Source organism: Mycobacterium hackensackense (genome assembly GCF_025822555.1).
Taxonomy (GTDB): Bacteria; Actinomycetota; Actinomycetes; order Mycobacteriales; family Mycobacteriaceae; genus Mycobacterium; species Mycobacterium fluoranthenivorans.
This window is the reverse complement of the sequence record NZ_JACKUC010000030.1, coordinates 605,487-617,598: the sequence shown is the minus strand read 5'-3', so window position 1 is coordinate 617,598 and position 12,112 is coordinate 605,487. Positions and strand designations below refer to the sequence as shown.

13 protein-coding genes are annotated in these 12,112 nt (G+C 67.1%); 2 read left to right on the top strand and 11 right to left on the bottom strand.

Annotated features, from left to right (window positions below; genetic code table 11):
* Positions 1–47: 47 nt before the first annotated feature.
* The 3 genes from H7J86_RS12430 to H7J86_RS12420 form a co-directional block, all read right to left on the bottom strand.
* Entirely contained in the window at positions 48–983 is a 936-nt protein-coding gene (locus H7J86_RS12430; RefSeq protein WP_267291293.1) for an aldo/keto reductase, read from the bottom strand.
* Positions 980–1,690 carry a cysteine hydrolase family protein gene (locus H7J86_RS12425; protein ID WP_267291290.1) on the bottom strand — a complete coding sequence of 237 codons (711 nt, stop codon included), beginning with the start codon at positions 1,688–1,690 and terminating at the stop codon, positions 980–982. Before H7J86_RS12425 ends, H7J86_RS12430 begins: the two co-directional genes overlap by 4 nt.
* Before the next feature lie 96 nt (positions 1,691–1,786).
* The gene (locus tag H7J86_RS12420) at positions 1,787–2,392 is read right to left on the bottom strand and encodes a TetR/AcrR family transcriptional regulator (RefSeq protein ID WP_167155791.1); all 606 of its coding nucleotides are present in this window, start codon (positions 2,390–2,392) and stop codon (positions 1,787–1,789) included.
* Positions 2,393–2,527: 135 nt separating this feature from the next.
* Here H7J86_RS12420 and nirB point away from each other — a divergent pair, with 135 nt between their 5' ends.
* Both nirB and nirD read left to right on the top strand, forming a co-directional pair.
* Complete coding sequence (nirB, locus tag H7J86_RS12415) at positions 2,528–5,089, top strand: nitrite reductase large subunit NirB (protein ID WP_267291288.1); 2,562 nt, start codon at positions 2,528–2,530, stop codon at positions 5,087–5,089.
* The gene (gene nirD / locus H7J86_RS12410; protein WP_167155797.1) at positions 5,086–5,457 is read left to right on the top strand and encodes a nitrite reductase small subunit NirD; all 372 of its coding nucleotides are present in this window, start codon (positions 5,086–5,088) and stop codon (positions 5,455–5,457) included. The genes nirB and nirD overlap by 4 nt, the downstream gene beginning before the upstream one ends.
* Here the strand turns inward: nirD and H7J86_RS12405 are convergent.
* The 8 genes from H7J86_RS12405 to H7J86_RS12370 form a co-directional block, all read right to left on the bottom strand.
* Positions 5,423–5,692: a helix-turn-helix domain-containing protein gene (locus H7J86_RS12405; protein WP_090362821.1), complete on the bottom strand. Its 270-nt coding sequence runs from the start codon at positions 5,690–5,692 to the stop codon at positions 5,423–5,425. The genes nirD and H7J86_RS12405 overlap by 35 nt on opposite strands.
* Before the next feature lie 526 nt (positions 5,693–6,218).
* Entirely contained in the window at positions 6,219–6,914 is a 696-nt protein-coding gene (locus H7J86_RS12400; protein WP_267291286.1) for a sirohydrochlorin chelatase, read from the bottom strand.
* Positions 6,914–8,059: a uroporphyrinogen-III synthase gene (locus tag H7J86_RS12395; RefSeq protein ID WP_267291284.1), complete on the bottom strand. Its 1,146-nt coding sequence runs from the start codon at positions 8,057–8,059 to the stop codon at positions 6,914–6,916. Before H7J86_RS12395 ends, H7J86_RS12400 begins: the two co-directional genes overlap by 1 nt.
* Before the next feature lie 203 nt (positions 8,060–8,262).
* Entirely contained in the window at positions 8,263–8,802 is a 540-nt protein-coding gene (locus tag H7J86_RS12390; protein WP_267291282.1) for a GNAT family N-acetyltransferase, read from the bottom strand.
* A 27-nt stretch (positions 8,803–8,829) separates the two neighbouring features.
* Positions 8,830–9,711 carry a 5-oxoprolinase/urea amidolyase family protein gene (locus H7J86_RS12385; protein ID WP_267291280.1) on the bottom strand — a complete coding sequence of 294 codons (882 nt, stop codon included), beginning with the start codon at positions 9,709–9,711 and terminating at the stop codon, positions 8,830–8,832.
* A complete protein-coding gene (locus H7J86_RS12380; protein ID WP_167155807.1) occupies positions 9,708–10,352 on the bottom strand; it encodes a 5-oxoprolinase subunit B family protein in 645 nt (214 codons plus the stop codon). Before H7J86_RS12380 ends, H7J86_RS12385 begins: the two co-directional genes overlap by 4 nt.
* 74 nt (positions 10,353–10,426) lie before the next feature.
* Entirely contained in the window at positions 10,427–11,068 is a 642-nt protein-coding gene (locus tag H7J86_RS12375) for a queuosine precursor transporter (protein ID WP_167160567.1), read from the bottom strand.
* 79 nt (positions 11,069–11,147) lie between these two features.
* Positions 11,148–12,089: an ABC transporter substrate-binding protein gene (locus tag H7J86_RS12370; RefSeq protein WP_267291277.1), complete on the bottom strand. Its 942-nt coding sequence runs from the start codon at positions 12,087–12,089 to the stop codon at positions 11,148–11,150.
* Positions 12,090–12,112: the final 23 nt, after the last annotated feature.

Genomic DNA, 12,112 nt, shown 5'->3' with positions numbered 1-12,112 from the left:
ATCACGTTTCCACCGTCACGCTACGCCGGTCTGGTGGCGTGCCGGCGTCAGCTGCCGACGGGCACCTCGGTGAATCCTGGTTCGCCGGCGTCGACAACCGAGTTGAATCGGCGGCGGGTATGCAGGTGGTGACTGATTTGGTCCATCGCGTGTTCCGAAAGTGCAGTGACGTCGAAGTTCTCGGCTATCCGCGTAGCGCTGACCGACGACGTCAGAACCGCGGTGCCGCGCTGGATACCCCAGGCCAGGAGCACCTGGGCCGGGGTTTTCCCCGCGTCGGCCGCGATGGCGACGATCACCGGGTCATCGAGAAGCCGCGGTTCCAGGGCGTGCCCCAGCGGCGCGAACGCGAGCAGGGCGATGTCTTCGGCTCGGCAATAGTCATACAGCTCCCACTGTGGGTGGTAGGGGTGTGATTCCACTTCCACGACCGCCGGTTTGATCCGGGACGCGGTGACGATTCTGCGGGTGCCCTCGACGTCGATATCGGACAGACCGATGGCGCGGGTGAGCCCGGCGTCGACCAACTCCTCCATCGCGGCCCAGGTTTCTTCGAGGGTGACGCCGTCGTCGTAGACGACGGCACCGGAATCATCGCGGGGATCCTGGTCGTCGCCGGGCCGGAATGCGAACGGGGTGTGCATCAGGTAGAGGTCGGCGGTATCCACACCGAGCCGGCGCAGGCTCGCTTGCAGGGCGGGTTTGACCCGCTCCGGGCGGTGGTTGTTGTTCCACAGCTTGGTGGTCAGGAACAGGTCGTCGCGTCGGACGATACCGGCGCCGAACACATCTTTGAGCGCCTCACCCACGTCGGCTTCGTTACGGTAGCGCTCGGCGGCGTCGAGGTGCCGGAAGCCCGTTTCGACAGCGGTTCTGACCACCTCGCGGGTGCGCCGACTGTCGGAGATCAAGGTCCCGAACCCGAGGGCGGGCATCTCGCCGGCGTCGTCGCGCAGCTCGATCCGTTGTTCGAAAAGTGTCATTTCTGTTCTCCTTCAAGGTGTTTGACAGCCTGTGCGGTGGTCCACACCGCGCTGGCGAGGAAGCGGAAGTTCACCAGTGCCGCCAGGTACCCGTCGCCTTCGGGCAGGCGCGGCCCGGCGGTGGCATCCTTGACCACCGCCACCTCGAAACCCTGCTCGATGAGTTCGCGCAGGTGTCCTTCGACGCACAGGTTGGCGGCCATTCCGGCCAGGATCACTTGGCTCACACCACGTTTGCGCAACTGAAGGACGAGGTCGTTCGATTCCGGGCCGACGATCTTGTGTGGTGAGGTGATCACGGTTCGTCCGTCGTGGATATGGCGGTGGTATGCGGGCAGGAAGTCCGCCCCCGAGCCGGTGAACCCATCGAGGGTGTACGCCCCCTGGCGTGCGAACATGCCGACCGAACCCATGAACTGTTCGAGCGGATCGCCGAAAGTCCACTGTTCGTCGGTCGGATAGAAGTAGTGCGGAGACACCGCGACGGTGATGTCGGCCGACTTCGCGGCGCGCAGGAGTTCACCGATGTGGGCGACGGTGTCGTTCTCGATGATGCTGGGCCCGAACGCCGCCCAGGATGCCCCCTCGGCGCTGAGGAAATCGATCTGCGGATCGGTGATGACGAGCGCCGCGCGCTTCGAGTCGAAGACGAACCCGGAGGCCGGCAGGGCGGGGTTCGCGGGTTCTCCCGATGTCGTGAGCTTCATTGGACCGTCCTTGGGTAGGTGACTGCCCACAATGATAAGTGACCGGTCGTCTATTAACAACGAGTGTGAGGTGTGATGCGTCAGACTCGCGGTGGATCAGGGCGTGAGGAGGGCGGGGATCGTGACCGCTTCGAAGCGCTGATAGGGGGCGCGGCTGCGGATGACCTTCCCGCGCAGAGCGGCGCCCTCCCACGCTTCGATCAGGGTGGCGGCCAGTTCGCCGGCGTCGATATCGGTTCTGATGTCGGCCCTGAAGTCTTCGCCGTCACGCTGCCCGGAACGCACACACGCCGCGAGTGCGTCATCCCAGCGGTCCAGGATGCGCAGGAGTTCGGCGCGGACCGACTCGCTGGAACCGCCCAGTTCCAGCGACAGGTTGCCGACCAGGCAGCCGAGCAGGAAGTCCTCGGCTTCGTGATCGTCGGTGAGCGCGCGGAAGAAGCGGATGATCCGCTTGCGCGCCGGCCCGTTCGACTCGAGGATCGGCAACAGCCGTGCTTCGATATCGGACCAGTAATGGTTCAGGATCGCGGCGCCGAACTCTTCCTTACTGGGGAAATAGGCGTAGAAGGAGCCTTTCGGCACGCCGGCGACGTCGGTGATGTCTTTGACCCCGCTGGCGGCGAACCCCCGGGCGTGCACCAAGCCGAGGCCGGCGTCGAGCAGGCGCTGGCGTACCTCGGGATTCGCGGGACGGGGCACCATGAAATCATAGCCGACCGGTCACTTATCGACAGGAGAGCACTCACACCCGCCTCCCGGCCGATGTGAGAACACCGTGACGGCCGCTTCACACAACGCGACATTTCGGCAATATCGACTCCCTAACGTCGTGGTATGCACTCAGCCAAGCATGTTGTCGTGGTCGGACACGGCATGGTCGGACACCGGTTCGTCGAAGCCCTGCGATCCCGGGACACCGAAGGCTCCTGGCGGGTCACCATCCTGTCCGAGGAAGCCGATGCGGCATACGACCGCGTCGGTCTGACGGGATACACCGAGCACTGGAACCGGGCCGCGCTGGCCTTGTCCGGTAACGACTATGCAGGCGACAACGACGTCGTGCTGCACCTCGGCTTGGCGGCCCGGGAGATCGACCGGGCCGCCAAGACCGTGACCGCCGCCGACGGCCAGGTGCTGGAATACGACGCCCTGGTGCTGGCCACCGGGTCGTACGCCTTCGTGCCCCCGGTACCCGGACACGACCTGCCGCAGGTGCACGTCTACCGCACCCTCGATGACCTGGACGCCATCCGGGCGGGCGCGAACACCGCCCTGGCCACGAGCACCCCGGTCGGTGTCGTCATCGGCGGCGGCCTGCTCGGCCTGGAAGCGGCCAACGCCCTGCGTGGGTTCGGGCTCACCACCCATGTGCTGGAGATGTCGCCGCACTTGATGGCCAACCAACTCGACGAGGCCGGCGGTGTGCTGCTGAGTCGGATGATCAAAAGCCTCGGTATCGAAGTGCACACCGCGGTGGCCACCGAGAGCATCGCCCCGGCGCAGCGGCACCGGCCCATCCGTAAATCCGCCGTCGACGATTCGATGCGGGTCACACTCAACGACGGCAGCATCATCGACGCCGGCGTGGTGGTCTTCGCCGCCGGTGTGCGCCCGCGGGACGAACTGGCCCGCGCCGCAGGCCTGGACATCGCTCAACGCGGTGGCGTGCTCACCGACCTTTCCTGCGTCACAAGCGATCCGCACATCTACGCCATCGGCGAGGTGGCTGCCATCGAAGGCCGCTGCTACGGGCTGGTGGCCCCCGGCTACACCACCGCAGAGGTGGTGGCCGACCGGCTCCTCGGTGGCGAGGCCGAGTTCCCCGGCGCGGACATGTCGACCAAGCTCAAGCTGCTCGGCGTCGACGTCGCGAGTTTCGGTGATGCCCAAGGACATACGCCGAACTGCCTGGAGGTCGTGGTCAACGACCCGGTCAAGCAGACTTACGCCAAACTGGTGCTCTCCGATGACGCCAAGACGTTGCTCGGCGGCATCCTGGTCGGCGACGCGTCGGCCTACGGTGTGCTGCGGCCCATGGTGGCCAGCGAGCTGCCCGGCGACCCGCTGGCACTCATCGCCCCGGTGACCGACGGCGACTCACCGGCACTCGGTGTCGGGGCGCTGCCCGATCTCGCCCAGATCTGCTCCTGCAACAACGTCACCAAAGGTGATCTCAAGGAGGCCATCTGCGGTGGCTGTGACGACGTCGCCGGCCTGAAGAAGTGCACCCTGGCCGGCACCTCGTGCGGATCATGTGTGCCGCTGCTCAAGCAGCTGCTGGAGGCCGAGGGTGTCGAGCAGTCCAAGGCGTTGTGCGAGCACTTCGGTCAGTCGCGTGCCGAGCTGTTCGAGATCGTCAGTGCCACCGAGATCCGCACGTTCTCCGGCCTCATCGAGAAGTTCGGCACCGGAAAGGGTTGCGATATCTGCAAACCCACGGTCGCGTCCATCCTGGCATCCACCAGTTCGGATCACGTGCTCGACGGTGAGCAGGCTTCGCTGCAGGACTCCAACGACCACTTCCTGGCCAATATCCAGCGCAACGGCAGCTACTCGGTGGTGCCGCGGTCGCCCGGCGGCGAGATCACCCCGGAGCAGCTGATCCTGATCGGCGAGATCGCCAGGGATTTCGACCTCTACACCAAGATCACCGGCGGGCAGCGGATCGACATGTTCGGCGCCCGGGTCGACCAGTTGCCCGAGATCTGGCGGCGCCTGGTCGAAGGCGGCATGGAATCGGGTCAGGCCTACGGCAAATCCCTTCGCACCGTGAAGAGTTGCGTGGGTAGCACGTGGTGCCGGTACGGCCAGCAGGATTCGGTGAACATGGCCGTCGAGATCGAGAAGCGCTACCGCGGTCTGCGTTCACCACACAAGATCAAGATGGCGGTGTCGGGCTGCGCTCGTGAGTGCGCGGAGGCCCAGAGCAAGGATGTCGGGGTCATCGCCACCGAACAAGGATGGAACCTCTACGTGTGCGGCAACGGCGGTATGTCGCCACGGCACGCCAAACTGCTGGCCAGTGACCTCGACGACGAGACCCTGGTGCGGTACATCGACCGGTTCCTGATGTTCTACATCCGCACCGCGGACCGGCTACAGCGCACCGCGCCGTGGCTGGAGGCCATGGACGGCGGACTCGATCACCTCCGTGATGTGGTGTGCAACGACTCGCTCGGCCTGGCCGCGGAGTTCGAGGCAGCCATGGAGCGGCACGTCGCCGGCTACGCCTGCGAATGGAAAGGTGTGCTCGACGACCCGGAGAAGCTGTCGCGTTTCGTGTCGTTCGTCAACGCGCCCGATGTGGTGGATCCCACGATCGAGTTCACCGAATCCTCCGGCCGCAAGGTGCCGATCGGGATGCCCACCCTGCGGCCAGTTCAGGAGAAGTCATGACCTTGCTCGACGACCGCAAAGACGTTGACGCCCAGGGCGACTGGGAATGGGTCGAAGCCTGCCCGTACGACCGGCTGCTGCCGTGCCGCGGCGTGGGCGTGCTGTTGCCCGACCAGACCCAGGTGGCACTGTTCCGCCTGGACGACGGGTCGCTGCACGCCGTCTCTAATATCGACCCGTTCTCCGGTGCCGCGGTGATGTCACGTGGGATCGTTGGGGACCGTGCCGGTCGCGCCTGCGTACAGACACCAATCAAGAAGCAGGCCTTCGCCTTTGACGACGGCAGTTGCCTGGACGACCCGGACGTGTCGGTCGCGGTGTTCCGGACCCGGCTTACGCCGGACGGTCTTGTGCAGATCGCTGTGTAGCGGCAGCGGCCCAGTGGGCATCCCGGCCCGGTCCGGGCCGGCGCACGACGTCCCCACGCCGCTCCAACACGGTGAGATTCCGATAGACCGACTCGATCACCGCGCCTTTGCCCAGAGCCTTGCCCTTGAGCTGCACGTAGTCGCGCAGTTCCGCGGTGGTCATCGTCCCGTCCGTGTCGTCTAACGCGGTGAGCAGCCACTCCCGTAGCTGCGCCGCCCCCCATTGTGAAGCCATCGCAGAGATAGTAGCCGAGGAGCGCGACGCGTCCGACCAGTTGCGTTATGTCAACCTCGAACGTCGAGTTCAATTTGAAAAGTGCTGCGCCATCTGGTAATTGCTGCCGACCTTTCGCGCAGGTGAACATCGGGCGGCCGACTCGAGCCATTCGCCGGCACTGACTAGTATCGATCCTGAAGTGGGGGGCGGTATGGGGATGCGTTCGGTAGCGACACTGGTCGGAGCGGCAGGGGTGCTGGGCTCGCTGCTGGCCCTCGCCACAGCCGTCGGACTCGGGGCGGTGGACCGCAGCGGCGCACCCATTCCGTGCGGGGACGGCTTCCGTCCCGATTTCGAGGTTGCCGCCAAGGTGGACCGGCTCAACTTCGACCAGAACATCCTGAGCGGGCCGCAGTTCGAGACCAGCGACTACGCAGAACAGTGCGACGGGTTGATCGACACCCGGCGGACGGTGGCCGCGGCGGTTGCCCTTGGGGGAGCGGTGCTGCTGGGGTCCGTGTCTGCGGTCCCGTACCTGGGCCGGCTACGCCGCGGTGGGCAGGCCGACCGCACCGGCTCGGCGGAACCTGCCGGCGATCAGCCGGACCATGCCCGGGTGGATGCCGAGTGGGTCGCCGACGATATCGGCACCGGAGGCACGCAGCCGATCCTGGAAAAGCCCGTCGGCCAGCAGATAGGACGCGACCGCCACCCGTCCATCCGTGCGGTGGCGCGCAGCCTGGACGGCCTCCGCGACGGTGGGGGCCCCGGTAGCGGCGAAAGCAAGCTCTACGCGGTCTCCCGTTAGGGCCGATAGCATCGCCGCGGTCTTACGCAGATCGGACTGCGCACTGCGATCCGAGGTGCCCGCGGCCGCCAGGATGACGGAATCGCCTGGCCGCCAGCCCGATTCGAAGAGTCTGTCGGCCATGACCCGCACCGTTCCGTGGCATGGCCCCAGCGGCTGGGTGACAACGACCCGCTGGTGTCCGCTGGCCGCGACATGGGCGGGCACGTCCACCCGCACGTGGTAGCCACCGGCCAGGAACGCCGGCACCACGACGGCCGGTTCGTGTGCGGGCAACGAATCGAGCACCTCGCACGGCGTCGGCCCGAGGACGTCGACGAACGCCACGCGCACCTCACGGTCCAACACCGAGGAGACGCGCTGCGCCAGCTCGCCGATCATGTTCACCCCGCCGGCCTTACGGGTGCCGTGCGCCACCAAGACGTAACTCATCATGCACCCACCGGGAATTCGTCCACGGCCAGCCGATAACCGCGCTTGACGACGGTCGTGACGATGTTCTTGTCGCCCAGCGCCGTTCGTAACCGCAGCACCGCCGTTTCGACGGCGTGGGTGTCGGTGCCACTGCCGGGCAGGGCACCCAGCAGGTCGGCGCGTGACACCACCGCGCCCGGCCGGTGCGCCAGCGCGCGGATGGTGGCCATACCCGCCGGCGGGAGTTCCTTGACCACCTCGTCGACCATCACGCAGGTGCCCCGGATCTCCAGGACATGTCCGGCCACCCGGATACGGCGGGACTGCAGCAGCGGCAGCTCATCGGTGATGTGCCGGGCCAGCGCACCCAGGCGCATCCGTTCCGGGGCCGAGGTGGGCACGCCGAGCCGGACCAGCGGCCGGGCGGTCACGGGGCCGACGCACATGGCGTGCACGGTGGTGCGCAACGCGTGCAGCAACGAGTCCTCCACACCGAGTTCGGCCGCCCTCAACAACGTGGCCGCGACCGCGGGGGCGGAGGTGAAGCTCACGGCATCGAATCGTTGATCGGCGATGGCCATCACCATCTGGTCGAAGGCGCCACCGCGCGGTGCAGGGTGCCACCGGTACACCCGGATGGGCACCACGTGGGCTCCGGCGGCCATCAACTCGTCGAGGAATTCCGGGAACGGATCCCACTCGTCGGTGGCACCGTGCAACTGGACTGCTATCCGCATGCCGACGATGCCGCCCTCCAGCAGATAGTGCAGCAGTTCGCGGGAGGACTCCGATTCCGGCGACCACTCCTCGGGCAGGCCGGCCGCGCGTAACGCCCCGGTGGCCTTCGGCCCGCGGGACACAATCCGCGCCTTGGACAGCGCGGAGGTCAGTTCGCGGGCCAGTCCCCAGCCGTCGGCGGCGGCGATCCACCCGCGCAGCCCGATCCCGGTGGTGGCGATGACGATATCCGGCGGGGCCGCGATGAGGGCCTCCGTGTTGGTGCGCAGTTCGTCGTCGTCGGGCAGCGGGACCATGGCGATGGCGGCCGCGCTCGTGACGTCGGCACCGCGCCGCGTCAGCAGTGCGCTCAGCTCCTCGGAACGCCGGGCCGAGGTGACCGCAACCCGGAACCCGGTGAGCGGAGCCCAATCAGGTTCGTTCATGGCACCTGTGTATTCAGCTCATGTTTCGGGCGGGTTACTCGGCCGTTGCCGAGGTGTGTCGCGTCATCGCGAAGGTGCTGCGGGCTGCGCATGCCACCCACGTTAGGAAGGCTATGTTGCGCGAACACTCTCTGCGATAGCCCAGCTGTGAACTTCCGCTCACTGCCGCCAGAGTACTCCTGTGAGATCCGTGGGCAACGGTTTCACCAAATGTCGCCGTCCCGCCAATCGCAGGTCAGACCCCCGTCGGGGTCGAGTTGTGCGGTCAACGGCAACACGTAGACGGCTCCGTCGTCATCGGGGGTCGGGGTGATACCCGACGGGGTCAGCGCGGAGGTTGCGCCCCGCCACTTCACCCAGCCGCGCGCGTCGTACAGCGAGCGTCCCGCGTCTGAGGAACTGAGCGCACCAACCTCGTAGGCGCCCCGCAGCACCTGCTCGACGGCGTCCAGCACGGCTCCCGCCAGCCCCTGTCCGCGCCAATCCGCACGCACGGCGACCGCTTCGACGTACCCGCAGCGCAGGGCGCGGCCCTGGTGCAGCAGCCGGCGTTGCACCACGGCCCCGTGGGCGATGATCGCGCCGTGGTGCCAGACGAGCGCGTGCATCCCGCCCAGCGCATGTTCCCAGTCGGCGTCGGTGAAGTCGCCCGCGAACGCGTCGAGCACCATCTTGCGGGCGTCGGCTCGCGTTTCACCGTCGAGATCGGCGGTGTGGATCAGGCGTGCGGTGTATGCAGCCATACCTGTCGTTCTACCAGGAGCAGTCGCCTACTGCACCGGGCCGCGCGGGTGCGACCAGTGCAACCGAATGGTCTGCCCCGGCCGGGCCTGGCCGACCTTGTCCAGATCGTCGTCGGTGATCACGCCGATCACCGGGTAGCCGCCGGTGACCGGATGATCGGGCCCCAGAATCACCGGGAAACCGTTGGGGGGTACCTGGATTGCGCCGCGGGTGGCGCCCTCACTGGGAAGCTGCCGATCGGGCCAGCGGTACTCCAACGGCATGCCGACGAGGCGCATGCCGACGCGGTCACTGCGATTGGTGACGAGCCAGTTGGTGCGGACCAGGATGTCCGCATCGACGAACCAGTCGTCCCGCGGGCCGGGCACCACGTGCATCTCCAGAATGTCCGGCTCGATGGAGGCCACCGGCGCCTGGTCCAGTTCGGGGAACTCGGCGGTGTGTTCGCCGACCGGCAGCACATCGCCGGCGCGCAGCGGGGCCGGACCGATCGCCGACATCACGTCGTAACTGCGTGAGCCCAGCACCGGGGCCACGTCGATGCCGCCGCGCACCGCGAGATAGCTGCGAAGCCCGGAGTGCGGCGCGCCAAGCGATATCACCTCGCCGTCATGGGCGTAGTGAATGCTGTTGGTGCCGAACGGCTTCCCGTTGACCGACGGATCGGTGTCCGCTCCGGTCACCGCGATCGCCACATCCCCGCCGCGCACCCGGGCCGAGAATCCGCCGAAGGTGACCTCGACGGTGGCGTGCTCACCCGGGTTGGCGACCAGTCGGTTGGCCAGTGTGTGGGCGCGCCGGTCGGCCGCACCGGAACGGGTGACGCCCATGTGCGCCAGCCCGGGCCGGCCCAGATCCTCCACCAGAGCCAACGGCCCGGTGCGCAGCACCTCCAGCGTGACGCTCATCGTGCCTCCTCGAATCGCACGGTCATACCGGGCACCAGCAGGGCGGGCCGGTCGCGGTTGATATCCCACATGACGGCATCGGTGCGCCCGATCAGCTGCCAGCCGCCGGGCGTCTCGCGCGGATAGACACCGCTGAACTCGCCGGCCAGGGCCACCGCGCCGGCGGGGACCCGGGTGCGTGGCTCCGAGCGCCGTGGCACGTGCAGGCGAGGGTCGCCGCCCACCAGATAGGCGAAACCCGGTGCGAATCCACCGAACCCGACCTGCCACAGGCTGCCGGTGTGCGCGGCGATCACCTGGGCGGGACTCAAACCGGTCAGCTCGGCGACCGTGTCGAGATCGGCACCGTCGTAGACGACCTCGATCACCACATCGGGTCCGGCCGGCGGTGCGGTGGCCTCGTGGTCGACGCGCACCTTGCTCAGCCGTTGCCGGGTCGGGGCGACATAACGCGGCCCGGCAAGCTTGAGCAGGATGGTGCGCGACGCGGGGACGATGTCGAGCACACCGAGCAGGTCGGCGTGGCGGATGGCAGCGGCCCAGGCCAATACCTCGGCGGTGCTGCCGAACTCGAGGAGCAGTGCCTGATCCCCGTATTCACGAACGGTGCTGAGCACCGGCGAATCCGTAGTGACGGTCATCTACCAACGCTACCGCCGGGTAAGTTCATTGCGCCGCGGTCTGTGAGCTTTGCCAGAGGAGCCTTAAAGCCGACTTAGGCAGCCAGTGCGTACGTCGGTTCGTGGCGTTTGACGTACGCGATCACCCGGTAGGTGATCGGCAGCATCACGATCTCGACCGCGGTCTTGTAGATCCAGCCCAGTGCGGTGTAGACGGCGAGATCCTTGAAGGTGGTGATGCCGATGGCGCCCGCGGCGATGGTGCAGAACACCAGGGTGTCGCCGAGCTGACCGGCGAAGGTGGACCCGACCAGTCGCGCCCACAGGTGCTTCTCCTTGGTGCGCTCCTTGATGGCCACCACGACCCAGGCGTTGATGGTCTGCCCGACGATGAAGCCGGCCAGGCCGGCGACGATCAGCTGGGTGTAGGCGTGCACGACGTTCTCCAGGTGCGGCTGGTTCTCGTAGAAGTCGGCCGCCGGGAGGTACAGGGTCACCCAGAACATGAGGGCCGCGAGGATGTTCATCGCGAATCCCAGCAAGATGGCCTTGCGGGCCGCCTTGAATCCGTAGACCTCGGAGAGCACGTCACCGATCACATAGGTCAGCGGGAAGACGATGAAGCCACCGTCGGTGAGGATCGGCCCGAACGCCACGCCCTTGGTCGCGGTGACGTTGGAGATGATGACCAGGGCGGTGAACACCGCGACGAAGACCGGATAGTAGGCCGAACCCATCTGCGCGAAACGGGTCGGCTCACGGTCCTCGGTGCTGATCACCCGGATATCTTGTCAGGCCATTCCTGTGGGCCGGTTGCTAGCCCACCACCGCCGCCAGCAGCGGCGGTAGCCGATCGGCGACCAGGGGCAAGGACAACGGCGACGAGAACATGATGGCCGCGGCCAGCTCGGGGTCGGTGAACACGTTGTGTTTCGTGCGGGCGGCGATATCCGGTTCGGTCAGCAGGGCATCCCGGGCGGCGTCGCTGTCGGTGGTCCAGATCAACACGTCGGCGCTGCCGAGCTCGGTTTTGAACTTGTCGCGCGGCACCGGGGAGTCCACCGTCGGTACCGAGAAGCCGAGTTCGGTGAGGAATTCACTGCGCCATCCGGTGCAGACCAGGAGGTGGTCGGCGCTGAGCGCGCCCTCCAGAAGGAGTGCGGTGCGCCCGGCGAACTGCCCGCTGTTCTTGCCCGCGGTGGTGAACTTGTCGTCCACCTCGGTGACGAGCCGCTGCATCTCGTCGTGCTTGAAGACCGCCTGCCCGATGGTGGTGGCCTGGTCCTTCCACGGTTCGAAGAAGGCCTCCTGGCCGGACTGCGCGACGGTCGGCGCGATCCCGGCGAGCTTGTCGTAGGTGTCCTTGTCCAGCCCGGCGTTGGTGGCGACGATCAGGTCGGGTTTCAGCGCGGCAATGGCGTCGGTGTCGATACCGTTGGCCAGGTTCAGCAGCGCAGGCTGCGCCGAGCCGAGTTTCGCGGTGGCCCAGGGCCAGACCCCGAACGGCTGCCCGCCGAACCAGTCCGTCACCGCGATCGGCACCACACCCACCGCCAGCAGGAAGTCCTGTTCGTTGAGGCCCGCGCTGACCACCCGTGTGGGCGCTGCGGGAATCTTGGTCTCCCCGAACGCGTGCTTGACGGTCACCGACCCGTCCTTGGCCACGGTGCCCGGTTTGGCCTCGGGGCTGCACGCGGCCACCAGTGCCACCCCCGCCGTCATCGCCAGGAAACCGCGCCGGGACAGATGTGTCGACACGCTGCGAGACTAGCTAAGTCTTC

Coding starts and splice junctions, on each gene's coding strand:
- H7J86_RS12430 (WP_267291293.1), bottom strand. CDS start 983: ATGACACTTTTCGAACAACGGATCGAGCTGCGCGACGACGCCGGCGAG.
- H7J86_RS12425 (WP_267291290.1), bottom strand. CDS start 1,690: ATGAAGCTCACGACATCGGGAGAACCCGCGAACCCCGCCCTGCCGGCC.
- nirB (WP_267291288.1), top strand. CDS start 2,528: ATGCACTCAGCCAAGCATGTTGTCGTGGTCGGACACGGCATGGTCGGA.
- nirD (WP_167155797.1), top strand. CDS start 5,086: ATGACCTTGCTCGACGACCGCAAAGACGTTGACGCCCAGGGCGACTGG.
- H7J86_RS12405 (WP_090362821.1), bottom strand. CDS start 5,692: ATGGCTTCACAATGGGGGGCGGCGCAGCTACGGGAGTGGCTGCTCACC.
- H7J86_RS12400 (WP_267291286.1), bottom strand. CDS start 6,914: ATGAGTTACGTCTTGGTGGCGCACGGCACCCGTAAGGCCGGCGGGGTG.
- H7J86_RS12395 (WP_267291284.1), bottom strand. CDS start 8,059: ATGAACGAACCTGATTGGGCTCCGCTCACCGGGTTCCGGGTTGCGGTC.
- H7J86_RS12390 (WP_267291282.1), bottom strand. CDS start 8,802: ATGGCTGCATACACCGCACGCCTGATCCACACCGCCGATCTCGACGGT.
- H7J86_RS12385 (WP_267291280.1), bottom strand. CDS start 9,711: ATGAGCGTCACGCTGGAGGTGCTGCGCACCGGGCCGTTGGCTCTGGTG.
- H7J86_RS12380 (WP_167155807.1), bottom strand. CDS start 10,352: ATGACCGTCACTACGGATTCGCCGGTGCTCAGCACCGTTCGTGAATAC.
- H7J86_RS12375 (WP_167160567.1), bottom strand. CDS start 11,068: ATGGGTTCGGCCTACTATCCGGTCTTCGTCGCGGTGTTCACCGCCCTG.